Here is a 24872-nt window from a genome sequence, read left to right on the forward strand (position 1 = left end):
AATAGGTACAAAAGAAGACGGCCGAAGCCGTCTTCTTTTGTGGGTATTAAACTGAAATATACGTTGTTTAATAATCGCTTCATTTTCAACTCTGTTATTCTCAGTTCTGTTCATCTGATGATGAAGACTCCGAGGGCGCAGCATCTTCTTCAAACAGTTTCTGAATATAGGACTGGAGTTTGCTTACATCGACACCCAGCACCTGAGCGGAGCCTACCAGTTCATTGGTGAGCAGCTTGTTCGGTGGAATCTGCTGCTGGTCTATTTCGTTCGCATGGATATCGAAGCCAAGGGACGCCAGTTTCAACATCTGGGTCGGACTAAGATCCGTCTCTATATAAGGTGCGATCGCTTCCAGGATATCCGGGATTTTGAAGAGCGAAGTGGTACTCTGCATCTTTTTGGCCAGTTCGGTCATGAAGATTCGCTGCCGTTCGGTACGGGTGAAATCCGAGGTAGCATCATGGCGGAAACGAACATATTGAAGGGCTGTTTTGCCATCCATATGCTGCAATCCCTTTTTTAAATCGATGTCATACATATGTTTATCTGCTTTGCTGGTGTAATACATATCTTTCTCAACATCAATCTCAATACCACCTACCGCATCAACGAGTGCCATGAAGCCTGTAAAGTCCGTGTACACATAATGCTGAATGGGAATACCGAGCAGATCACTGACGGTTTGTTTGGTCAGCTCTGCACCTCCGTAGGAAAAGGCTGCATTGAGCCTGCTCTTTCCATGACCGGGGATTGCGACATAGGTATCTCGCAGTACGGAGAATAGATGGGCTTTCTTCGTGACGGGATCAATAGAAGCGACCATGACCGAGTCCGAGCGTCCCGCATCGTCACCTCTTGAATCTCCGCCAAGCAGCAGAATGTTCACCCGTTCCTGGCCCTCCCATCTGGGAATCGTTGTCGTTTGGGTATCTGAGTCGCTGTCTGTGCCAGATGAGGAAGCGTTGGATGAAGTCCCGGAAGTGGTTGAGATGCTATTGGCAAAATGAACAATCGAATATCCGTAATATACAACGACCCCTGTGACAGCAAGCATCAGGGTCAGGGCTGTACCCCATAACCATTTTTTAAGCATAATCTTCACCTTTCTATGTTTGAACTGATATGTAACCCAAACTAGTTTAACAAAAAGAAAGTAAAATGTCCTCTTTGATTTCGTAACTTCGGTCAATGTGAGGATTGTTTGACAAATAGTTAGTGACTATTTAATATGTAAAAAATAATCTTGTTGTGTGTAATGGAGGTATTAAAAGCCAGTTATGAATCAATCCGTATTTCATTGGATTAATCAGTTTGCAGACCAAATTCCATTTCTGGACTGGTTTATGATTACATCATCGGAGTATGCGGTCTGGGTTATGATTGCACTACTCGTTATTGTATGGTTTCTTGGCGATCCATCCAAACAGCGTATCGTTTTCTATGCTTGCGTGGCATCCATTGCAGCGTTAGTTCTGGCGAAATGGGGCATATCACCTGCGGTCGGCCATCCAAGACCTTTTGTGGAGGGAAACGTACATCAACTGGTTGCCCATGTACCTGACCCATCTTTTCCAAGTAAGCATGCCTCCTTTGTATTTGCTCTCGCGGCTGCTTCATTCTTTATTGGGCGTCGCTTGGGGTTATGGATGCTATTACTTGCTGTGTTGACAGGGGTGTCTCGTATATACGTTGGTGTGCATTATCCAGGAGATATTCTGGGAGGATTCCTTCTCGGTAGTCTGCTTAGTGTGGTTCTGATTACAACCCGCAATTATACCAAGTCGATACCTGACTTCTTCATTAACATACACCGGCGTGTTTTTGGTTAGCGATTGAAAGAAATGTCTAGTGAATAGATGGTAGTTATTATTATTGAAAGAAGTCTCGTATCTCTGGTTTTTCCAAAGATGGGAGGCTTCTTTTGCTTTATTTTCGAAGTTACATGAAATTTGTAGAAATTGAATTCTGACATCTACAATTCATGACTAGAGGTGACGATATATTATTCATATGCATTAGTTTATGCGCTAAGTTGAGGAGTGGGGAATGTGGAAGACACGCGGGGGAATATGTTGGGGAAATTGAGGTTAACGATTCGAGGCAAGTTATTGACTGGTTTTCTGGCAGTCGTAATTCTGCTGGTTTTTGTAAGTGGCTACGCATTAGTCCAGATTCATAGTATGTCTGGCAAGGCGAATGAAGTGGATCAGACCTGGATGCCGAGTGTGAGCTTACTGGGAAAGATGAATGGTGATATTTCCGATGTAGAGCGTTTGGCTCTGGGAATCATCGTTGAACAGAACGAAGATGAGTCGGCTAAGATGAACGAAGCGCTACAGTTGCTGCTTACCAAGATTGAAGATGAGCGTAAACAGTTACAAACGTTGATTGCAAACAACGATGCAGCGCTTAAGCTCTATAATGATTTTAGTACGAATTATGATGCTTATGTAGCGAAAATGCCGGCATTTATCGAATTTGGTTTGAACAACAATTATGATGAGTCTAGTCGTTTACACACAGAGGCTTATCCGATGTGGTACACAGCAAATGACTCTATCACCAAGTTAATTAATTTGGGCAATGAAGGATCGGATGCTGCAACAAATGAGTCTGTTTTGCTTGCGGAAAATACATTTAATGTAATTTTGGCTGTTACAATTTTTGCCTTCCTGGTTGCGATGTTCATTGCCTTCTTCATTGCAAGCATCATCTCACGTCCAATCAAAAAGATGAATGAAGCTGCCATGGCAATAGCAAGTGGTGATCTGACAGGCGAGAAAATTGTACTGAAGAATAAGGATGAATTAGGCACGTTGGCTAATTCCTTTAATACCATGTCGGGTAATCTGCGCGAGATGATTGAATCGGTATCAATGACTTCCGAACAGGTAGCTGCTTCATCGGAAGAGCTTCTTGCAAGTGCGGAGCAGAATACCCAAGCTTCGGAACAGATCTCCCAAACGGTAGAGGAATTGGCTGTGGGTACGTCCGATCAGGTCGATATTGTGAAGCGTTCTGCACAGGCGATGAATGAGATGGCTCTCGGGTCGGAGCAGATTGCTGAGCTTGCCCAGAGTGTATCTGTATCTGCTGTGGATGCGGCGAATCAATCTTCCGAAGGGAACATGATCATTCAGCAAGCGGTTGAACAGATGGGTTCTGTTCGAAATTCCATTGCTTCACTTACAGAGTTGGTAACAGGGCTGGGGGAACGTTCAGCAGAGATTGGAACCATTACCGAGGTAATCAACAACATTGCCCGGCAGACCAATCTGCTTGCACTGAATGCAGCCATTGAAGCCGCACGAGCAGGAGAGCATGGACGTGGTTTTGCTGTAGTTGCAGGAGAAGTGCGTAAGCTTGCTGAGGAATCTTCCACATCAGCCCAACGGATTACGGATCTCGTTCAGTTGATTCAGAAAGATACCGATCATGCTGTTCAGGCAGTCAAAGTGAACAGCAGTGAGACGGAAGCAGGAATCGAGATGGTTACTGCGGCAGGACAAGCGTTCGAGCAGATCTCGGATGCGGTTAACAAAGTAGCGGGTGAAATTCAAGAAGTATCCGCTGGTTCAGAAGAAATGTCAGCGAGTACGACTGAAGTCGTAGGCTATGTAAGTCAGATCTCCAACATCGCCGGAGAGGCAGCAGGCGGGGTTCATAATGTGTCTGCCGCAACTCAACAGCAGTTGGCTTCCATGGAAGAGATCGCTTCATCCGCAGGTTCATTATCCAAAATGGCTGAAGAACTGCAGGAGCAGATTAACAAGTTCAAAGTATAATCATTAAGATGTTTGGATACCTAAGGGTAGAAGAATATACAGACGGAATGGTCAGAATGCCATTTAATTTGTGGTATTGATTATAGCAAGGGCGAGAAGCTGTTTCTCTAACGCGTATATGGGTTAGAGAAACAGCTTTTTTGTCGTTTGACGCAGACTAGGTCACAACAATGTTATTTCAGAAGTCACCAACGCTTATATAGCTAGTAAAACAAACGGCTATAATGGTAATTAATGGTGGAACTTACACTCAAATACACCATGGAGAGGAGCGATATAAACTTGCAGTCCAGAGTAATGCATAAGGAATATTCATGAAGAGGAGATGAATAGTTGAACATGAAGGGGAGCTGGTGGAGACGAGTCGCCATGATCGCGTTATCGGCAGGATTATTGGCAGGGAGTTTCTCGATGAACACAGGACTTCGTAAGGCGGATGCGGCCGCCGGAGATCAGAACTATGCTGAAGCACTGCAAAAAGCCATTTACTTCTATGAAGCCCAGCGTTCGGGGCCATTACCAGCAAATAATCGGGTCGAATGGCGTGGTAATTCAGGCATGCAGGATGGGTCTGATGTAGGCGTCGATCTGACCGGAGGGTGGTATGATGCCGGGGATCATGTGAAATTCGGCTTTCCGATGGCTGCTTCCGCTACGATGCTCGCCTGGTCTGTCGTGGAATACGGCGACGGATATGAACAGGCAGGACAACTGGAGGAGATCAAGGATAATATCCGATGGGCGACCGACTATTTTATGAAAGCGCATACCAAACCAAATGAATTATGGGGACAAGTCGGAGCAGGTAATACGGATCATGCCTGGTGGGGACCGGCAGAGGTCATGCAGATGAACCGTCCTTCGTTCAAGATTGATGCTACCTGCCCAGGCAGTGATCTGGCGGCAGAAACAGCGGCAGCACTGGCAGCGTCGTCGATTGTATTTGCAGATGATGACCCGGCATACTCGGCCAGATTGCTCCAACATGCCAAAGAGCTGTACAACTTTGCAGATACGTATCGTGGGGAATACACCGATTGTATCACGGATGCCGCAGCGTTCTATAACTCGTGGACAGGATACGAAGACGAGCTGGCATGGGGTGGAGCATGGTTATATTTAGCCACTAATGATAGCGCTTACTTGTCCAAAGCCATTGCAGCTACGGACCGTTGGTCTTCTAGCGGAGGCTCAGCCAATTGGCCGTATACCTGGACACAAGGTTGGGACAGTAAACATTATGGTGCCCAGATCCTGCTTGCCCGGATTACGTCCAACTTGAACATGCCGGAGGCGACGAGATTTATTCAGTCGACAGAACGCAACCTGGATTACTGGACAGTTGGAGTTAATGGGACACGAGTCAAGTATACGCCAGGAGGTCTTGCGTGGCTGGATCAATGGGGCTCGCTCCGTTATGCAGCGAATGCAGCCTTTATTTCTTTCGTATACTCCGACTGGGTCAGTGATCCTGTGAAAAAATCAAGATATCAGGATTTCGCCGTCTCGCAGATGAATTATATTCTGGGTGATAACCCGCGTCAGAGCAGTTATGTGGTCGGATACGGTCAAAATGCACCCCAACATCCGCATCATCGAACCGCTCACGGTTCGTGGCTGAATAACGAGGATATCCCGGCTAACCATCGCCACATTCTGTATGGTGCCATGGTCGGCGGACCGGATGCATCAGATGGATATACCGATGATATCGGAGATTATGTGAGCAATGAGGTGGCAACTGATTACAATGCCGGTTTTACTGGCGCACTGGCAAAGATGAATCTATTGTTTGGTCAGAATCATCAGCCCCTTGCGAACTTCCCTGCACCTGAGGTTAAGGGCGATGAGTTCTTTGTGGAAGCTGCCATCAAATCATCCGGTTCCAACTATACGGAAATCCGGGCACAGCTTAATAATCGTTCCGCTTGGCCTGCCCGAATGGGAGATCAACTGTCTTTTAAATATTTCCTGGATTTGAGTGAAGTATATGCTGCCGGACGTACGGTATCGGACGTTCAAGTGACAACCTCCTATACGGAGGGAGCGACGGTATCCCAACCGGTTGTGGTGAATGCAGCCCAGCATATCTATGCGATTACGGCGAACTTTGGTAATACGAAGATCTATCCCGGTGGGGAAGGGAATTATCGCAAAGAAGTACAGTTCCGCATTACAGGACCACAGGGCGCATGGAATGCAAACAATGATCATTCGTTCCAGTCGCTGACCACAGGCAATCCAGTGAAGAGCATCTACCTTCCAGTCTATGATGCCGGAGTGAAAGTGTATGGACAGGAGCCTGGTGTCACACCAGTTACGGTTCCAAGCGCACCTGCTAGCGTGCAGGCTGTGGCGGGAAGCAGTCAGGTTAACCTGACCTGGACAGCTGGTTCCGGGGCTGAATCGTATACGGTGAAGCGTTCCGAGGTAAGTGGAGGGCCATATACCACTGTCGCGACGGGTGTGAATGGATTGACCTATACGAACACGGGGCTGACGAATGGAACCACTTATTATTATGTAGTGACTGCAGTGAACTCAGCAGGGGAATCATCGGGTTCTATGCAAGTGTCGGCTACACCGCAAGCAGCTTCAACAGTGCCGGGAGCACTGACTTTAAGTGGGACGGCTGGCAATGCACAGTCGGTCCTGACCTGGACAGCAGCTTCGGGCGCTACCAGCTATAAGGTACAACGTTCGGTGGCAGGAGGAACATACGCGGATGTGGCAACCGGATTGTCCATATTGACTTACACGGATACGACTGCGCTGAATGGCACCACGTACAATTACCGGATTGCAGCCATGAATGCGAACGGGCAGACGCTGTCCAATGTCCTGGCACTGACGCCTTCTGCACCTCCGGTGACGACGGATACACTCGAAGTGCAGTACCGCAGTGGAGGGTCCGGGAATTCAAGCAATGCGGTGACCCCGCAGTTCAATGTGAAAAATACCGGCACACAGGCAATCGATCTTAGTACAGTGAAGATCCGATATTATTTTACCAAGGATGGTACCGATGATATGACGTTCTGGTGTGATTATGCCCAGATGGGTACGGCCAATGTTGAAGGAACATTTGTCGCGGTGAATCCGGCGAAGGGTACAGCTGATACGTATCTGGAGATCAGCTTCAAGTCCGGAGCAGGCAGTTTGGCCGCTGGAGCAGAGACCGGCGTGATCCAGACACGCTTTTCCAAAAATAACTGGAGCAATTTCGATCAAAGTAATGACTATTCCTATGATGCCTCCAAGACGGCTTTTGCCACATGGAACAAGGTAACCGCGTATCAGGGAACCAACAAAGTATGGGGCTTGGAGCCGTAACTGGCTGAATGTCATAAGTCGAAGAGCAGCATGGACAGACCAACAGCACTTATAGAGGATGTTCAAAAAGTTCGCTTTTGATTACGAAGGATGCCTGGGGGCATCATCAGCATCGAATATGGAATTCAGCCGAAATAAGTGGGAGGCTTACGAAGAATGTTTCCTTGGGAAAATTGTGGTCGCTCAACGTAGTTTTCCCTACGCTGCGCTACGCCATTTCTAGCTTCATCCCCCTCTTCTCGGTACTGAAAACCGCTCTTTTTGAACACGCATTTATATTCCACTATTCCAGGGAGGTATATATCAATGTTGAAATCAGCTGCGAAAAAAAGTTTAACAGCCATGCTGGCGGGTACTGTCATGTTGACCGGATACACCGGACTGTGGGCAGGGCCGCAAACGGCACACGCCGCAGATCAGGCCATCGAGATTCAGTCCGACAGCATCAATGAAGCCCGGTTTTTGCAATTGTATGAACAGTTGAAAGATCCGGCAAACGGATATTTCTCGCCAGAGGGTCTACCTTATCATTCCATTGAGACCCTGCTGAGTGAAGCCCCGGATTATGGTCATATGACGACGTCCGAGGCATACAGTTACTGGCTATGGCTAGAGACCATGTATGGTCACTATACGGGAGACTGGTCCCAACTGGAAGCAGCATGGGACAGTATGGAAAAATTCATTATCCCGGTCAACGAAGGTGACGGCAAGGAAGAGCAGCCTACGATGAGCTCATACAACCCGAACAGCCCTGCTACGTATGCAGGGGAAAAGCCATTCCCGGATCAATATCCATCGCAACTTAATGGGCAGTATGCAGCGGGTAAAGACCCGATTGATGCTGAACTGAAGGCGACCTATGGTGACAATCAGACTTATCTCATGCACTGGCTGGTGGATGTGGATAACTGGTATGGATACGGTAACCTGTTGAATCCATCCCATACGGCTACCTATGTGAACACATTCCAGCGTGGGGAGCAGGAATCTGTGTGGGAAGCGATTCCGCATCCATCCCAGGATGATAAATCCTTTGGTAAGGCAAACGAAGGCTTCATGAGCTTGTTCACAAAGGAAAATCAGACACCGTCAGCGCAATGGCGTTACACCAACGCAACGGATGCCGATGCACGTGCTGTTCAGGTTCTGTACTGGGCGAAGGAGATGGGATACAACAACCCGGAATATCTGGATAAAGCGAAGAAGATGGGCGACTACCTGCGCTATGGCATGTATGATAAATACTTCCAGAAAATTGGAAGTGCTAAGAACGGTACACCGACGCCGGGTACAGGTAAAGATTCCAACATGTATCTCATGGCTTGGTATACGTCATGGGGCGGTGGTTTGGGTCAAGGTGGGGATTGGGCTTGGCGCATTGGAGCGAGTCATACCCATCAGGCTTATCAAAACCCGGTTGCAGCCTATGCCTTGTCTGACCCGGCTGGCGGCCTGATTCCTGAATCAGCAACAGCGAAGGCAGATTGGAATGCCACGCTCAAACGTCAGCTGGAATTCTACACTTGGCTGCAATCCCATGAAGGAGCCATTGGCGGGGGGGCAACCAACAGTATCGGTGGTTCCTATGCGGCCTATCCGGCAGGAATCAGTACCTTCTATGACATGGCCTATCAAGAAGCACCCGTGTATCGTGACCCGGATTCCAACACATGGTTTGGATTCCAGGCATGGCCGCTGGAGCGTGTAGCCGAGATGTATTATATTCTTGCCGAGAGCGGTGATCTGTCCTCTGAGAACTTCCAGATGGCCAAGAAAGTGATCACGAAGTGGATTGACTGGTCCAAGGATTATGTATTTGTAGGTGAGCGTCCGGTGACGGATGCGCAAGGCTACTATCTGAATGCGGCAGGACAGCGCATTTTGGGTGGAACCAATGTTCAGGTAGCGACAACACCGGCTCCGGGAGAATTCTGGATTCCGGGTGGTCAGGAATGGCAGGGTCAGCCGGACAAATGGAACGGCTTCAGTTCGTTTACGGAAAATCCGAACTTCCGTGTAACGACCAAAGATCCCGTGCAGGACACAGGAGTTCTGGGAAGTTACGTTAAAGCACTGACCTTCTTCGCGGCAGGGACACAGGCGGAGAACGGCACACTTAGTGTGAAAGGTCAAGAAGCCAAGGATCTGGCGGAAGCTCTGTTGGATACTGCTTGGGATTACAATGATGGTGTGGGTATCGTTACCGAAGAAGAGCGTAAAGACTACTTCCGCTTCTTTGCCAAAGAGATCTATATCCCGGCCAACTGGTCCGGAACCTTTGGTCAAGGCAATACGATTCCAGGTACAGCAGGTGTACCTTCCGATCCAGCGAAAGGCGGCAATGGCGTATACATTGGATACTCCGACCTGCGTCCGGCCATCAAGCAAGATCCGGCATGGGCTTACCTGGATAACCTGTACAAAACGTCGTATAACCCGACCACGAAGCAGTGGGAGAACGGAGCACCTACCTTTACGTATCACCGCTTCTGGTCACAGGTGGATATGGCTACAGCTTATGGAGAGTATGATCGACTCCTCGGAGATTCCGATAGTCCGGGAGTGGAAGTGCCCGGTGCTCCTGCTGGCGTAACAGCAACCGGAGGAAGCGAGCAGGTGGTTCTGAATTGGAACGCAGCCGCTGGTGCAGCCTCGTATACTGTGAAACGTGCAGAAGTGAACGGTGGTCCTTATACGTCTGTAGCAACAGGGGTCACAGGATCAACATTCACGGATACGGGCTTGACCAACGGTACAACGTATTATTATGTCATCACTGCGGTGAATGCCGCAGGTGAGTCTGCACCGTCGACACAGGCATCTGCAACACCACTCGCAGGTGTCGTTGTGCCAGGCGCATTCAACCTTACTGGAACGGCTGGGAATGCCCAGGCGGTACTGACATGGACAGCATCGACTGGAGCAACAAGTTATAAGGTACAGCGTTCGGTAGGCAACGGGGCGTATGCTGATCTGGCAACGGGGTTGACTGCACTGACGTATACCGATGCTACAGCGGTGAATGGTACGGCATATAATTACCGAATCGTAGCCGTGAATACGAGTGGTCAGACGAATTCGAATGTCTTGGTATTGACCCCATTAGCCCCTCCGGTCACAACGGGAGCACTTGAAGTACAATATCGCAATGGTGGTTCAGGAACTTCAGGCAATGCGATCACTCCACAGTTCAATGTGAAGAATACAGGTACAACTGCTGTGGACTTGAGCAAAGTGAAGCTCCGGTATTATTTCACGAAGGATAGTGCGGCTGATCTGAGTTTCTGGTGTGATTATGCCCAGATTGGAAGCAGTAACGTGGAAGGACATTTTGTTTCGATCGATCCGGCCAAGGGCACGGCAGATACCTATCTGGAGATTGGATTCAAATCGGGTGCGGGCAGTTTGGCAGCGGGTGCCGAGACCGGAATTATCCAGGTGCGTTTCTCGAAAAACAACTGGACGAATTTTGATCTAACGAATGATTATTCCTTTGATTCCACCCAAACGGCCTTCAGTGCATGGACGAAAGTGACAGCTTATCAGGACGGCGCGAAGGTATGGGGAATTGAACCTTAATCAATAAACAGCTACTTAACCAGTAGTAGGATCATTAAGGACACGAGAAATACAGATTAAGCTGGGGAGAAATCCCTGGCTTTTTCTTTTTTTATAATAAACCTTCAAATGGGTAACGGTAATTAGAAATTGAACCATAGTAATGTTTACCATATTTTCGATTTTAAACATTAAAATATAGTTCATATGACCCATGTACTGGATGAGGATTGACCTAACTCTTTTATCGGTGAAAAATGAAGCATATCAAATAGTTACAATAATTTAACCTTTGTAAAAGAAGGAATCAGCAGTGCTTTTTGCCAATAAAGGATGGACAGACCCTGTTACTTAGTGCTCAAGTGCGCCTACATCAATACAGGACTTTTGGCTGATGAACGTTATGGATAGCCCGTTTACAATGGGGCAAGCCGGGGAGAAGCAACCCAGGTTAAAATTCTGTAACATCAGGGGGAACTCGACATCATGAATTGGAAGAAAACAATTATTACAGCAAGTGTCACAGCATCGATGCTGATGGGAAGTCTGACGACAGGAGCACTAACGGCACAGGTATCGGCAGCTGCTGTTGAGAATTCACAAGTAAAAGTAATTTGGGGCGTAAACCTACGCACAACACCTTCTTCTTCTGCGAAAGTTGTTCGCTTGATCGCTAAAGGGGAGACGGTAACAGTGCTTCAGCAATCCGGTTCGGATTGGTATAAGATTAAGGATTCTGCGAATCGGACAGGCTACATATCTTCTTCATCCAAATACACACAAGCTGTAAGTGGCGGTACAAGCGGGTCAGGTTCAAATAGTGCCACATCGGAAACCGGCAATGCGTCTGTGGAGAAAGTTATTGCGGCGGGAATGAAATATTGGGGTACACCGTATGAATTCGGAGCGAGTCGTAACAGCACAGCTACGTTTGACTGTTCCAGCTTTATACGTCAGGCTTTTATCGATGCACTTGGCATCAAGCTTCCAGCTGATTCTCGTAAACAGGGAGCATATGTGAAAGCTAAGGGTGCTGTTCAGACCAACTGGAAAAACCTGAAGCGCGGGGATCTGATGTATTTCATGTCGTATAAAGGCAGTTCTGCATCATCGTATTCGGGCGTGAATAAATCCAGCGCAACCATTACGCACACAGGGATCTACCTGGGCGACGGCAAGGTATTACATACGTATTCCAACGCCGGCGGTGGTGTAACGATTAGTGATATCTCTGGCAAACATTGGGAGTACCGCTTCCTGTTTGGTGGCAGTGCGCTGTAGGTTAGAACAAGACTTTCTTAGAACCTCTATGATATTCTGCGGATGTTTATAGGTATACAAAACACCTTCCATTTTGCCTTTGACGGGCGAGTGGGAGGTGTTTTTGTGTTATCTATTGAACGGAACAATTCAATCCTGATAGTACAGGCGGAACAGGATGTCCTGATTGTAGTTGCCAAATCCCTCACCATACAATGTGAGTCCGCCTACATGCTGGGCATCTTCCTCTACAGATAGACGAAGGGTCCACTGGTTGCGTTCAACAGGGATATCTGAAAGTGTAATTGCGGATAGGTGTTGTCCATCAATAAATGTACCCTCATTGGTGATTCGCAGTACCTTGAGCATGCCATATTGATTGACACTGTCGCTCCACCATTCCGGGGTGAACATGCCGCGTCCGTTGCCTGAATCTCCAGGGCTTGTCCATTCACCCAATCGGATGCCATTGAGCATAAAAGTAATATCCGAGGGCCAATTGGGATTAACGGATGGGGCTTCTGATCCGATCTCCAGGGACAGTTCAATGGCGTTGATCTGCTGTCCGGATAAAATATAGTTTGGAATTTTGTATTCCACAAATCCACGGCCAAACCACAGAATATGGGCATGCATTCGCTCGGGGTCGAGGAAATAGCGAGGGTCATCGTACTGGCCAATCACCTGAGTGGACGTTGCCAGCCCGCATGTCGGATAGACGTCAAAGTGGGTGTAGTGTCCCACAGGTACAGAAACCTCGTGCAGCTTGCGGGCTGTGCCGCTTTCCTGCGGCATGGAGATGCCAATCCAGTCTACAGCAAGGCTGTTCATTTTATGCGTGCCACCGTCTTTGCGTATCATTTTGGACTGAATAATGCCCACATCCTGAAGTTTGCGGACATGCATGGTCACGATGGCACTACTCAGACCCAATGAAGCAGCGAGGTCTTTCACATTCATGGGTGTCTTGGCAACAAGGCGGATAATCTGTAAACGTACTTCACTGGCAAGTGCTTCATATAGGGGTAGCCATTCGGCATCGGTATTTGCTCGGATCACAGTTGTTCCTCCAATATGTCTTTATAGAATTAAGTTAAACATAAATTCAGTAAAAAGAATAACATTTTGCAAAATTCAGGTTGAAATTGAGGCTATAATCGATTTTAATATAAATATGAACGTTGATCCATAGAATATCAATTAATTTTTATATTAATCTTAGGGAGTTGAAATTCATTATGGAAAAAGCAAAAATGACGGTAGACAAAGATTTTACTATTGGAGTAGTTGATAAGCGTTTATACGGTTCATTCATTGAGCATCTTGGACGTGCCGTGTATGGTGGAATATATGAGCCTGGACATCCATCTGCGAACGAACAGGGTTTTCGCACGGATGTGCTGGAGATGGTCAAAGAGCTGCACGTACCGATTGTACGTTATCCAGGAGGTAATTTTGTATCCGGTTACAATTGGGAAGATTCGGTTGGACCTGTGTCAGAACGCAAACGCAGACTGGAACTGGCTTGGAGAACAATTGAGACCAATGAATTTGGCTTCAACGAATTCGTGGACTGGGCGAAACAGGCCAATTCCGAAGTCATGATGGCCGTTAATCTGGGAACACGTGGCGCCGATGCAGCCCGCAATATTGTAGAGTACAGCAACCATCCGGAAGGTTCGTATTATAGTGATCTTCGCATCAAGCATGGATACAAGCAACCGCATGCGATCAAAACATGGTGTCTGGGCAACGAGATGGATGGTCCTTGGCAGATCGGTCACAAAACGGCAGAAGAGTATGGACGTGCAGCTGTTGAAGCGGCAAAAGTCATGAAGTGGACGGACCCGACCATTGAACTGGTAGCCTGCGGAAGTTCGAATCTGAATATGCCTTCATTCCCGGATTGGGAAGCAACCGTGCTGGATCATACGTATGATCATGTGGAGTATCTGTCCCTGCATCAGTACTATGGTAATCAGGAGCAGGATACGCCAACGTTCCTGGCACGCTCACTTGAAATGGATCGTTTTATCGATACCGTGAAGGCGACCTGTGATTATATTAAAGCGAAGAAACGCAGCAAAAAGACCATGTATCTGTCCTTTGACGAGTGGAATGTATGGTATCACTCCCATGAAAGTGACTCCAAAATGGATCCGTGGCAGATTGCTCCGCCACAGCTGGAGGATATCTACAACCATGAGGACGCACTGCTTGTTGGTTGTATGTTGATCAGTATGCTCAAACATGCGGATCGGGTCAAAATGGCATGTCTGGCACAACTCGTTAACGTTATTGCGCCGATCATGACAGAGACGGGCGGTGGTTCGTGGAGACAGACGATCTTCTATCCATTCATGCATACGTCCTTGTTTGGACGTGGAACGGCATTGGTGCCATTGATCCAATCTCCGAAATACGATACCAAACAAATCACAGATGTTCCTTATCTCGAGGGCATTGCAGTTCATAACGAAGAGCAGGGTGAAGTGACTGTATTCGCAGTCAACCGTCATCTGGAAGAAGCGCTTCCGCTCGAAGTGGATCTGCGCAGTTTCGGGAAATGCAGCTTGATCGAGCATATCGTGCTGGAAAGTGATGACCTCAAAGCATCGAATACGGCCGCACAACCGAACCGCGTTGCTCCTCATAATCGCGGGGGTGCAGTGGTATCCGAGACCCTGATTACAGCGAGCTTGGCGAAAGCGTCATGGAACGTGATCCGTTTGAAAGTGCAATAAGGGATCAGGTAAAAGGTGAGGCACGGGAACCTGATTGCAGGTTGGATGTCCGAGAGGGATGCCTGCGGGTTAGCTTGGTTCATGTATCAAAAAAGCTGGGTGCAAGTTCAATGCATCCAGCTTTTTCGTCGTATTTTATAGGGAACAGAAGGCATGGCGACACGGGCAATAATGTGGCTGACGCGTAGCAAGCAGGGTATCGATGTAACACGTGTGTTGAACATGTAGTAAACAGTACACAGTACGGAGTAAATAGTACGTATTACACACTACATACTACAAACCACAAACCACATACTACGCAGTTACACACTGCATGTACACAGTGATCTGCGTACGTGCTAACGAACCTGGGACACCTTATTATGTCGATTATCTTTATAGTTGAAATTTAACGAATCTGAGACACCTTATCATAGTAAAATGACGGGCAAATCTCGGGAAAAGCACATCCAGATAGCGAATAACGTGTAAAGGATTCGTTAGAATATTAGATTAGCCGAAAACAGACGAATAGCGTGTGCTGAGTTCGTTACAATCACCCGCCCGTTTGAAAGGTTATTTCTCTTCAGCGTAGCGTTCACTTCAACCTCCAACCTTCAACCTCCAACCTTAAAACTTAAAACTCAAAACTTTCGCCATCACGCGGAATGAGTACCTGACCATCCAACTGCTCGGATGTCAGATAAGTGGCAAGATCCGTACGAGACATCATACAATGATTAATCGCATCCATGTGCACGGCGATGACATGAGCAGACGGCGCATGGCGCTTCACGGCTACAACGTCAGGCCCGTCCATTGTAATGGGATCACCCTCCAGGAAGCGTGCGCCTCCGGCATTCACGATAATGACTTCAGGTGTGTATTGACGAATGGCTTCAGCAGGTTCTTCGCACCAGATGGTATCCCCAGCGATATAGGTGACGGGTTCTCCATCTGCTTCAAGTACGAAACCGGACACGTTGCCCATACGTTCTCCGATTTCACCTGTGCCATGATGCCCGGATGTGCGGGCGAATCGGACAGAGTGATGCTCATGTTTTTCTTCGACAACTGTTACATTTGTGAATCCGGCACTCAGAAATACATGCTCATCCCCAGGCTGGCAGATTAGAGGAATGTCTTTACCAAGTTGTTTCGCCGCTGCTTCATCCCAATGATCGGGATGGGTATGTGTCACAATCAACAGATCTGGATGCAGATAATCCGTTTCGGTTTCAGGCAGAGCTACTCTTGGATTACGTAACTCATTGGGTGTATTGGGGAATGCGGGCATGACTTCGGCGTCCATCAGCATGGGATCAACGAGAATGTTCAGCCCTCCGTATTCCAGCCACAGTGTTGCATTGCGAATCAATTGAATTTTCATGATATTTGCACTCCTTCGGGTTGTTGAATAGTATTACCCTATATGGTATACAACCCGTTTAACGGCGTACATAACATGATGAATGGAATTAGGCTAAGCTAATTTCACCGTGAAAGGATTGCTGAAGCAAGATGAATGAAATGATAGATGACACAGATATCCGTATTTTGCAGATCCTGATTCAGGATGCCAAACGTTCTCACAAAGAGATCGGTGAAGAGGTTCATCTCACGGGACAGGCCGTCGGTGCAAGAGTGCGCAAGCTGCAAGACCTGGGGGTAATCGAAGGGTACACGGTAAAATGGAACCCGGAACGCCTTGGCCTCGGCCTACAGGCCTTTGTCACGGTTTTCTTGAACTCCGGTGACAGACATGCTGCCTTTCGTACATTCATTGCTGATCGTAAGGACATCGTTGAAGTCCATCGCGTCAGCGGAGAGGGCTGTTATCTGATGCGGGTGCAGACCAGCACCACAGAGCAACTTGGACAACTGTTGGAAGCATTGCTGCCTTACGGCAATTACAGAGTCAGCCTGTCCATAGGTGTGGAGAAATCACAGTGATGTGTGGTGTGGGAGGCTTGTCTCATCCCTCACGATAGTCCATGATCTTGCTGCTGATCATGCAAAGTCTCCTGAAGCAAAGTCACCGCTTGGTTCAGCTCTTTTTTGCTGAGTAGATGATCGGTCTGAATATGAGACCGGGTGCCGTCCTTCAGGAACAGAACGATCATGGGAGAAGCAGACAGGAGCCACTTGTTGCGGGCAGGTGAGGCAAGTTCGACTTTGCGAATCCGGCTCCATGGAATCTTCCGCTTGCCCGTGTTCAACGCATCATCATCCCAGGATAACAACACGGCAGGGCTTCTGGTTAGTCGTGACACGAACATGAAGAATAGCGGTCCGATCAACCACATGCCCAGCACGGCAGCGATGGAATAGTATATCGTCTCCAGTCTTTCGGCTTGTCCGTCCACGATGATCCATAATAGGCTCACACACAAGAGAAGGAAAAGGAAGCATAGACTTGCTTTCCATAGAGCGGTGCTGCGTCGGTAATATATCTGCTGATGATCATGCTTGGGTATTCCAGATTGCTGCATAGATGTTCCTCCTCATAACAATGCTGATCGATATGCCAAACGTGCCGCCTGCATGAGCAGAGCGGCATGTTCAACGTTATTGGCTATAACACAGGCTCAGATGAATTCATTAGCCCGATCTATAGTTTAACACGAACTTAATTCAGGTCCATTACCCTGATATCGCTGAATTTTTACCTGCATCACGCGCATGTGTGTACAGATCGGCATACACGCCTTGAGCTTCAATCAGCTCCTGATGCGAGCCTTCCTCCACAATCTCGCCATTCTCCATCACCAGAATTCGGTCCGCATGCATCACTGTGGACAGACGATGGGCAATGACAATGGTGGTGCGTCCTTGGGATACCGATTCCAGAGCCTGCTGCACGAGCTGTTCCGTGTGTGAATCCAGATTGGCCGTTGCCTCATCCAGGATGAGCACTCGGGGCTGGAACACAACGATCCGGGCAAACGATATCAACTGCCGCTCCCCGGCGGAAAGCCCGCTTCCGCGTTCGGACAGATGTGTATCATATCCTTGTGACAAACGTGAAATCATGGCATGTGCTCCGACAAAACGGCAGGCTTCAATCGCTTGCTCTCGCGTAATATCCTCACGAAACATTCTCACATTATCAATGATGGAACCGGAGAAGAGGAATGGTTCCTGTTGAATCAGACCCACGATCCGATGAAGTTTGGCCTGCGGCAACTGCCGAATATCGGTACCATCAATTTCGATACTGCCCTTGTCTACATCATAAAAGCGATTGAGCAGGGAGATCAGGGTGCTTTTTCCAGCGCCTGTTGTGCCCACGATCCCTACCATTTCACCTGGATAGAGGTGCAGGTTCATATGCTGGATCAGGGGCCGATCTGCCTGATAACCAAACGACACATCATTAAAATCAATCTGGCCCATCACGTTCCGAGGTTCCAGCGAAGAGGCCTGCTTAGGCTCAGGATCGGCAACTTCAGGCCGCGTATTCAGAATGTTCCAGATGCGATCCATGGATACGGTGGTGGACTGGAATGTATTCCACTGCATCGTAATCTGGTTGATTGGTTGGAAGAACTGCCGAATATAACTGATAAACGCATATAATACCCCGACTTGCAGGGACTCACCCAGAACGGCGCGACCTCCAAGCCAGACCATCATGACCAGTGCCGCATTGCCAAGGATATCAAAGGTCCGGTTGAATATGACATTGGAGCGGGCTTGAGCAATGTTGGCTTTCAGATGGAGCGCATTTTGTTCCGAGAAACGTTTCTTCTGTTCTTCTTCCTGGTGAAAAGCCTGAATCAGGAACATGCCGGACAGGTTCTCCGCTGTAAATGCGATTAAACGGGAAAGACGCGTACGGGCATTCTGATAAGCCTTCCGCAGTCGACTACGGAATAATACCGCAACCACTGCAATGACAGGCAGGACGATCAGGGAGTAACCCGCGAGCACAGGATCAAGTTGGAACATAAAGACGATAATGAGCACCAGCATCATACCATCCCGAATCAGACTGAGCAGTACTTGGGTGAAAAAGCTGCTGATAGTCTCCGTATCACTGGATACGTTCGTGACTAGACTGCCGATATGAAAACGGTCAAAGAAAGACATGGACATCTTGGAGATATGTTTGAACAGGTCCTTTCGAATCCGGGATACAATGTTCTGTCCCACATGCTGCAACAGATTATTCTGCACATAGGTAAAAATAAAACTAATAACTGCCAGCCCGAGAAAGATGGCTGCGAGCTGAACGAGAAAGCCCACACTGGTCTGGCCGATGGCCAGATGATCATCGATGGCGATCTTCACCAGATAGGGTTGCAGTAGATCTGCCGATATGCCCAGCAGTGAGCAGAAGAAGATGCCGGCAAATGCCCATTTATGCGGTTTGGCGTATGCCATCATCGCTTTGAACGAAGTTCGTTTACTCTGATCGTCTTCTGCATCTGGTCGAAGTTCAGCGTTAGACATGATGTAATCCCTCCTCCTGCAAACGGTAGGTGGCCGCATATAACCCCTTGGCAGCCATCAACTGCGCATGTGTTCCCTGCTCAGCGACGCGCCCTTCATCCAGAACGATGATATCGTCTGCGTGACGGACCGCGCTGATGCGATGAGAGATGATCAATGTGGTCTTGCCCTTGCCGATCTCGCGCAAACTGCGCAGAATACCGCTCTCTGTAACGGCATCAACCGCGCTCATGCTGTCATCCAGAATAAGTAACTGTGCTTGCTTGATCAATCCTCTTGCAAGGCTGGTTCGCTGACGTTGTCCACCAGACAGGGTAAGTCCACGTTCGCCAAGACGTGTATCGAAGCGATCCGGAAAACGGACAATATTGTCATAGATCATGGCTTGCCGTGCACTATGTTCCACTGTATCCAGCGATACTTCCCGGTCGCTGAATGCGATGTTATCCCGGATGGTGGTGCTAAACAGGAAACCATCCTGAGGGACATAGGCGATGCGCGATCTCAGACTTTCCAGCGATAGCTGCCGAATATCGGTACCATTGATGCGAATCGTTCCTTCAGGTGGTTCATATGTACGCAGCAACAGCTTAACGAGGGTGCTTTTACCTGAGCCGGTCTTGCCTACAATACCCACCGTTCGCCCGGCACGAATATGGAGTTGAATATGTTTGAGAGCAGGGGATGAACTGCCAGGATAGGAGAAGGTTAGATTCTCCATGGTGATATCTTGTACGGTATGGAGCGCTGTGGCTTCGGGAAGTTCACGCACATCCGCTACTTCGCTGAGCAGGTCATTCACCCGCTCCAAGGATGCGCCTGAGCGCTGAACGGTATTGATGACATTACCGATCTGTTGAAGCGGTCCCATGATAATGCGCAAATATAAGGTTAGGGCGACAAAACTCCCGAGTGTAATGGAATTCTGCATGGTCATCATACCTCCGACAAGCAGAGAAACAACCAGTGAGATGGCCCCCAGCAGCGGGAGCAAAGCTTGAAACAAGGAAGACAGACGAACAAGCCGAAGCTGTTTGCTCTTAATTGCATCGACGGTAGTTCCAAAACGTGCACGAGCACTGTCTTCGATGGCAAACGTCTTGGTTACGCGAATGCCGCCCAGCTGTTCTTCTGCAGATTCCGTCATGGTTGCAAGGGCTTCCTGTACTTCACGAGAGCGCTTGCGAATCCGCGGACCGAAAAATACGACCAAAAATGGAATCGCCAGCAAAGGTACAACGCTGATTAGAATGAGTGTCAACGGAATCCCGCTAAGCAGCATCATCACAATGCAGGACAACAGCAGGAAGGTGGCATTGGTCATGAGTGTCACGCCATTGGATATTGCTTCACGTACGGAAGTAACATCGTTCATGACATAACTGAGCAGTTTTCCGTTCCCTTGTTTGGAGAAATAATGTTCGCTAAGTTCGGAAAACTTACTGAATATACGCTCACGCGTCATGAATTCGAAGCGTCGACCAAGCTTCATAATCATGAACTGTCCGGTACCGAACAGTAGATTATAACCGATGGCAATAGCTAGAAGGGACAGGCTGTACCTTACGATTGTCTGCATCTGGAGTGTGTTCTGCATCAATTGATCCGTGAAACTGCCGAGTATGCGGGGCAGGGATGCTTGCCCGACATTGGAGGCAATAATCAGAAGAACAGCAAACAGATAGATAGGCCAGTTCGATACGACATAACCGCGAAGTAATCCTTTCTTGGACATAAGCATTGTTCTCCTTTTGTTATAGGTGAAGTCAGTTCAGCGGGTGGAGTCAAGAAAAGGGCCGACACCTGTTATTAGCGCGTCGTGCCCTCTTACTGTATGCGATCCGGTTCGCTGTTTATCCGTCATCCGATGGATTTCTCTATTCTTATTTTTGCGCTAATCCGATGGGATGTCAACGAAGTCAGTTAGCAGCAGGCAGGTGGATCGGATTAGTGACTGCGGAGAAAAGTTCTATGCAGTGTTCCCGTGTTGTATTCACCAGATGTCGAAATTACTGAAACATTTTCTAGAGGTACCCCGTCTGTAGGAATGAAGAGGTAAAAAATAGGCTTTACTAATCATATGGAGGTGCCAGGAAATGAAACATAAAAAAGGATTGGCTGCAACGCTTGCACTCTGCGTTTCTTTGACAGCAGGAGGTGCATCCGTATTTGCTTTCTCAGATGTGAAAGATGAGGGTCAGAAGTCGATTGTGGATTCATTGAAAACAAAAGGTGTGATTAACGGAGTAACAGCGGATCTGTTCCGTCCAGATCTTGCATTGTCCGAGCCACAGGGTGTTCAACTGATTGTGAATGCATTTGGTCTGAAAAATGCATACGCGGCGTCTGCCGCTCAGAATAAAATTAGTCCGGACACATGGTATGCCGATGCGGTACAGGCCGCTACCCAAAATGGATTGTCTATTCCGGTAGAAGTAAACCCGCAGGGCAAAATGACACGCGAGCAATTTGTTATTTTGCTTCATGAAGGTATTAACACAACCGGGAATTATCCAGTCATCATGAAGTATAATCTTGTTAAGGACGAAAATAAAATCGGTAAGGACGCCATATCTGCGGTCCAGAACTTGCTGAACATGAACATCATTGAACTGGATAAGGACGGTAATTTCCGTCCAGATCAGTCGCTTACCCGTATGGAGGCTGCAAGCATGATCTTCAATGCACTCGAATTCGTGGATAAACACGGCAATGGCGGCTCAGCAGAGCCGGCTCCAACCAATCCAGGTGAAGGCCAACAAGCGATCGTACCTGAAGTGACTACAACGAAGGTTGATGACAAAACAACCAAAGTTAAACTCAGTGCTGAAATGCCACACCCTGGTTATGGATTGAAGATTGATGATGTGAAACTGGAGAAGGATGGACGCGCGATCGTGCTCTATTCCATTATTCAACCTGACCCGGACATGATGTATCCGATGGTTATCACGAATGTGACTGCAGAAACGGATATCCCAACAGGATATACGGCAGAAGCTCAACCTTCAGGCAAGTAAATTCACTGCAAACCCTATAAACTATCCTGGATAAACGAATTGTATCCTGGAAACCACTCTCCATACGTATATGGAGAGTGGTTTTTTTATTTGACTGAAAACGTAAAAAAGTTCTTATATGTTCACTTATATTACATTTAAAGAAAAATAATATTACATTTAAATCAATTGAATGGATAACTGCTTGGGTTATAAGGCCAATTCATGTTATGAAATCGGTGATTTTTAAATAGTATTTTCCCAAATATCTATGGGTCTAAGCGTGCAAACCTTGTGCAAAATCTACACATATGACTTCGAAAACTCAATGTTTATAAGCGTTTTTATATCCTGCACGCAAAGATAAAAACAACATATATACGAAAGAGACAGGAGAAATATAGAATAAAAGCAAGCAATGACGGGCTTGTAAAATGCGATAGATGTATGATAGGTAATATTACATAATTTCGCATCGGTAACATCTGTAAACCTCCACATTCTGCATGATGCTTGTAAACATGAACACGGTATCTGATCGTATATGTGGGTTTTGACTTTAATGCCTGTTTTCTAACCTCATTTAAGATCTGACATCTTTCCAGGTTCATGTGACGGAATCCTAAATGACACTTAAGGAGGGAAACCGGTCAAATTCTACATGTTTTACTTCCCCAAAATGACAATGACAAGCTGCCAACATAAGTGTAAACCCCTGTTGTAACAGTATATTCGGTGATTTTATATGGAAAGGTTGAAATGGCATATTTACGGATGGGGAAATGAACCATAAACTCGGTATGTAAGCGTTACCAAAAAAGGAGGAAACAACTGATGCAACCAGATGGGAAGTCCACCTTGTCGCAAAACCTATCGGTATACACCAATCCGAGCAGTAAGAAAAATAAATTAGGGAGAAGGATGATTCGAAACTGGGAGTTGTATCTGTTTATCGCGCCAGCCTTTCTATACTTTCTGATATTCCATTATGGTCCGATGTACGGCATACAAATTGCATTCAAAAATTTTATTCCAACGCTTGGTGTCACGGGAAGCCCATGGGTCGGATTCGATCATTTCATCCGTTTCTTCAATTCTTATTATTTCTGGGATTTGCTATGGAATACACTTAGCATCAGCTTATATGAGTTGGCTATAGGTTTTCCACTGCCGATCATTCTGGCGTTAGCGTTCAATGAAGTGAAGGATTCCTTCTTCAAGCGTACTGTGCAGACCGTCACGTATGCACCGCATTTTATTTCGGTCGTTGTGATGTCGGGCATGATCATTACCTTTTTGTCTCCCTCATCAGGCATGATTGTCAATTTGGTGGAAGCCCTTGGATTTCAGGCACCTCAATTCCTGACGGACCCTGCGTGGTTTAAAACAGTGTACGTACTGTCCGGAGTCTGGCAAAGCGCAGGCTGGGGCACGATCATATACCTCGCTGCCCTATCTGGCGTAGACCCGCAACTGCATGAAGCGGCTGTGGTGGATGGTGCGAGCCGGTTTAAACGGATTTTACATATTAACATACCAGCCATCATTCCTACGATCACCATCTTGTTAATTCTAAATATGGGCAGTATTTTGGGCGTCGGATTCGAGAAAATCCTGCTGCTGCAAAATCCGCTGAACATGGGCTCGTCCGATGTCATCTCCACCTTCGTCTATCGGTCGGGTCTGGTGGATGCACAGTACAGTTTCTCCACGGCGGTGGGATTGTTCAACTCCGTAGTTAATGCGATTCTGCTCATTACCGTGAATCAGATCGCACGTCGTACCAGTGAAAACAGCCTGTGGTAAAAGGAGGGAATACACATGTCATCCGCAGTGAAAGAAAGCAGAAGCGATAAGGTGTTCTTAGTGTGCAATTACATCTATCTGACAGTGGCGCTCGTGATTGTGTTGTATCCGCTGCTATACATTATCAGTGCCTCAATTAGTGATCCCAAATACGTAAGCTCCGGGGAGATGTGGTTACTTCCGAAAGGAATTACATTTGAGGGCTATGCCCGAGTGTTTGAGAACACGAACATCTGGATCGGGTACAAAAATACAATCATCTACACTGTCGTAGGTACCATCGTCAACCTGATTGTCACGTTACCAGCAGCCTATGCGCTCAGCCGCTCGGATTTTGTGGGGCGCGGATTCTTCATGGCGATGTTTATGGTAACGATGTTCTTCGGCGGAGGGCTTGTCCCAAGTTACCTGCTGGTCAAGGATCTTGGTATGGTGAACAGCATGTGGGCACTTATTCTGCCTGGAGCTGCATCCATCTGGAATATTATCGTATGTCGTACGTTCTTCCAATCGACGATTCCCAAGGAGCTGCAGGAAGCGGCGCATATTGATGGGTGTACCAACACCCGGTTGTTCATCAAGATTGTGCTTCCGCTCTCCATGCCAATCATTGCAGTGATGGCACTCTTTTATGGAGTCGGACACTGGAACAGCTATTTCAGCGCCATGATCTATCTAAATGATTCTTCCAAGTATCCGTTGCAGCTCTTTCTGCGGCAGATTCTCGTGCTTCAGGAAATGGCAGCTCAAGGGGGAGGAGCCATTGATACCTCTTCAGCAACGGCGATGAATACCAAAGCGGAGATTGCTGCACTGGTTAAATATGCTGTCATTATTGTTGCGACCCTTCCTGTCATTGCAGTGTATCCATTCCTTCAGCGTTACTTTGTCCAGGGTGTTATGATCGGTTCCGTTAAGGGCTGATCTTAATCCATATACCACAT

General features: G+C 47.6%; 16 protein-coding genes. 10 read left to right on the top strand and 6 right to left on the bottom strand.

Annotated elements, in window-relative coordinates; genetic code table 11:
• Nucleotides 1-100: 100 nt before the first annotated feature.
• Nucleotides 101-1096, bottom strand: a complete 996-nt coding sequence (locus MKX40_RS05880; RefSeq protein ID WP_339240145.1) for an LCP family protein — start codon at nt 1094-1096, stop codon at nt 101-103.
• Between the two features lie 184 nt (nt 1097-1280).
• Here MKX40_RS05880 and MKX40_RS05885 point away from each other — a divergent pair, with 184 nt between their 5' ends.
• The 5 genes from MKX40_RS05885 (at nt 1281) to MKX40_RS05905 (ending at nt 11963) form a co-directional block, all read left to right on the top strand.
• Nucleotides 1281-1832 (top strand): undecaprenyl-diphosphatase, encoded by a 552-nt coding sequence (locus MKX40_RS05885; protein ID WP_339240148.1) that lies wholly within the window; start codon nt 1281-1283, stop codon nt 1830-1832.
• Nucleotides 1833-2072: 240 nt separating this feature from the next.
• A complete protein-coding gene (locus MKX40_RS05890; RefSeq protein ID WP_339242937.1) occupies nt 2073-3788 on the top strand; it encodes a methyl-accepting chemotaxis protein in 1716 nt (571 codons plus the stop codon).
• A gap of 411 nt (nt 3789-4199) precedes the next feature.
• On the top strand, nt 4200-7121 hold the full coding sequence (locus MKX40_RS05895) for a glycoside hydrolase family 9 protein (protein ID WP_339242938.1): 2922 nt from the start codon (nt 4200-4202) through the stop codon (nt 7119-7121).
• Between the two features lie 306 nt (nt 7122-7427).
• Nucleotides 7428-10703 carry a glycoside hydrolase family 48 protein gene (locus MKX40_RS05900; protein ID WP_339240150.1) on the top strand — a complete coding sequence of 1092 codons (3276 nt, stop codon included), beginning with the start codon at nt 7428-7430 and terminating at the stop codon, nt 10701-10703.
• A gap of 465 nt (nt 10704-11168) precedes the next feature.
• The gene (locus tag MKX40_RS05905) at nt 11169-11963 is read left to right on the top strand and encodes an SH3 domain-containing C40 family peptidase (protein ID WP_339240152.1); all 795 of its coding nucleotides are present in this window, start codon (nt 11169-11171) and stop codon (nt 11961-11963) included.
• Between the two features lie 129 nt (nt 11964-12092).
• Here the strand turns inward: MKX40_RS05905 and MKX40_RS05910 are convergent, their stop codons facing one another.
• A complete protein-coding gene (locus MKX40_RS05910) occupies nt 12093-13001 on the bottom strand; it encodes an ArsR family transcriptional regulator (RefSeq protein ID WP_339240154.1) in 909 nt (302 codons plus the stop codon).
• Nucleotides 13002-13180: 179 nt separating this feature from the next.
• On the opposite strand from MKX40_RS05910, the gene MKX40_RS05915 reads away from it, so the two are divergent.
• Nucleotides 13181-14686 (top strand): alpha-N-arabinofuranosidase, encoded by a 1506-nt coding sequence (locus MKX40_RS05915; RefSeq protein WP_339240155.1) that lies wholly within the window; start codon nt 13181-13183, stop codon nt 14684-14686.
• Between the two features lie 619 nt (nt 14687-15305).
• Here MKX40_RS05915 and MKX40_RS05920 read toward each other — a convergent pair.
• Nucleotides 15306-16058 carry an MBL fold metallo-hydrolase gene (locus MKX40_RS05920; protein ID WP_339240157.1) on the bottom strand — a complete coding sequence of 251 codons (753 nt, stop codon included), beginning with the start codon at nt 16056-16058 and terminating at the stop codon, nt 15306-15308.
• Nucleotides 16059-16189: 131 nt separating this feature from the next.
• On the opposite strand from MKX40_RS05920, the gene MKX40_RS05925 reads away from it, so the two are divergent.
• Nucleotides 16190-16621, top strand: a complete 432-nt coding sequence (locus MKX40_RS05925) for an Lrp/AsnC family transcriptional regulator (protein ID WP_339240158.1) — start codon at nt 16190-16192, stop codon at nt 16619-16621.
• A 29-nt stretch (nt 16622-16650) separates the two neighbouring features.
• Here MKX40_RS05925 and MKX40_RS05930 read toward each other — a convergent pair whose 3' ends face one another.
• The 3 genes from MKX40_RS05930 to MKX40_RS05940 all read right to left on the bottom strand — a co-directional run bounded on the left by MKX40_RS05930 (nt 16651) and on the right by MKX40_RS05940 (nt 20858).
• Nucleotides 16651-17160, bottom strand: coding sequence for a hypothetical protein (locus MKX40_RS05930; protein ID WP_339240159.1), 510 nt, complete (start codon nt 17158-17160; stop codon nt 16651-16653).
• A 151-nt stretch (nt 17161-17311) separates the two neighbouring features.
• Nucleotides 17312-19123 (bottom strand): ABC transporter ATP-binding protein, encoded by a 1812-nt coding sequence (locus MKX40_RS05935; RefSeq protein ID WP_339240160.1) that lies wholly within the window; start codon nt 19121-19123, stop codon nt 17312-17314.
• Complete coding sequence (locus MKX40_RS05940) at nt 19116-20858, bottom strand: ABC transporter ATP-binding protein (RefSeq protein ID WP_339240161.1); 1743 nt, start codon at nt 20856-20858, stop codon at nt 19116-19118. The genes MKX40_RS05935 and MKX40_RS05940 overlap by 8 nt, the downstream gene beginning before the upstream one ends.
• 361 nt (nt 20859-21219) lie before the next feature.
• On the opposite strand from MKX40_RS05940, the gene MKX40_RS05945 reads away from it, so the two are divergent.
• From MKX40_RS05945 to MKX40_RS05955, 3 genes are all read left to right on the top strand, one after another.
• Nucleotides 21220-22143 (top strand): S-layer homology domain-containing protein, encoded by a 924-nt coding sequence (locus MKX40_RS05945; RefSeq protein WP_339240162.1) that lies wholly within the window; start codon nt 21220-21222, stop codon nt 22141-22143.
• A gap of 813 nt (nt 22144-22956) precedes the next feature.
• Complete coding sequence (locus MKX40_RS05950) at nt 22957-23928, top strand: ABC transporter permease subunit (protein ID WP_339240163.1); 972 nt, start codon at nt 22957-22959, stop codon at nt 23926-23928.
• A 15-nt stretch (nt 23929-23943) separates the two neighbouring features.
• On the top strand, nt 23944-24852 hold the full coding sequence (locus MKX40_RS05955) for a carbohydrate ABC transporter permease (RefSeq protein WP_105600785.1): 909 nt from the start codon (nt 23944-23946) through the stop codon (nt 24850-24852).
• The last annotated feature ends 20 nt before the right edge of the window (nt 24853-24872 follow it).

The organism is Paenibacillus sp. FSL R5-0517, from assembly GCF_037974355.1.
Lineage (GTDB): Bacteria > Bacillota > Bacilli > Paenibacillales > Paenibacillaceae > Paenibacillus.

What these genes read in the sequence shown, in the direction of transcription:
- MKX40_RS05880 (WP_339240145.1), bottom strand. Translation starts at nt 1,096, where the DNA reads ATGCTTAAAAAATGGTTATGGGGTACAGCCCTGACCCTGATGCTTGCT.
- MKX40_RS05885 (WP_339240148.1), top strand. Translation starts at nt 1,281, where the DNA reads ATGAATCAATCCGTATTTCATTGGATTAATCAGTTTGCAGACCAAATT.
- MKX40_RS05890 (WP_339242937.1), top strand. Translation starts at nt 2,073, where the DNA reads ATGTTGGGGAAATTGAGGTTAACGATTCGAGGCAAGTTATTGACTGGT.
- MKX40_RS05895 (WP_339242938.1), top strand. Translation starts at nt 4,200, where the DNA reads ATGAACACAGGACTTCGTAAGGCGGATGCGGCCGCCGGAGATCAGAAC.
- MKX40_RS05900 (WP_339240150.1), top strand. Translation starts at nt 7,428, where the DNA reads ATGTTGAAATCAGCTGCGAAAAAAAGTTTAACAGCCATGCTGGCGGGT.
- MKX40_RS05905 (WP_339240152.1), top strand. Translation starts at nt 11,169, where the DNA reads ATGAATTGGAAGAAAACAATTATTACAGCAAGTGTCACAGCATCGATG.
- MKX40_RS05915 (WP_339240155.1), top strand. Translation starts at nt 13,181, where the DNA reads ATGGAAAAAGCAAAAATGACGGTAGACAAAGATTTTACTATTGGAGTA.
- MKX40_RS05920 (WP_339240157.1), bottom strand. Translation starts at nt 16,058, where the DNA reads ATGAAAATTCAATTGATTCGCAATGCAACACTGTGGCTGGAATACGGA.
- MKX40_RS05925 (WP_339240158.1), top strand. Translation starts at nt 16,190, where the DNA reads ATGAATGAAATGATAGATGACACAGATATCCGTATTTTGCAGATCCTG.
- MKX40_RS05930 (WP_339240159.1), bottom strand. Translation starts at nt 17,160, where the DNA reads ATGCAGCAATCTGGAATACCCAAGCATGATCATCAGCAGATATATTAC.
- MKX40_RS05935 (WP_339240160.1), bottom strand. Translation starts at nt 19,123, where the DNA reads ATGTCTAACGCTGAACTTCGACCAGATGCAGAAGACGATCAGAGTAAA.
- MKX40_RS05940 (WP_339240161.1), bottom strand. Translation starts at nt 20,858, where the DNA reads ATGTCCAAGAAAGGATTACTTCGCGGTTATGTCGTATCGAACTGGCCT.
- MKX40_RS05945 (WP_339240162.1), top strand. Translation starts at nt 21,220, where the DNA reads ATGAAACATAAAAAAGGATTGGCTGCAACGCTTGCACTCTGCGTTTCT.
- MKX40_RS05950 (WP_339240163.1), top strand. Translation starts at nt 22,957, where the DNA reads ATGCAACCAGATGGGAAGTCCACCTTGTCGCAAAACCTATCGGTATAC.
- MKX40_RS05955 (WP_105600785.1), top strand. Translation starts at nt 23,944, where the DNA reads ATGTCATCCGCAGTGAAAGAAAGCAGAAGCGATAAGGTGTTCTTAGTG.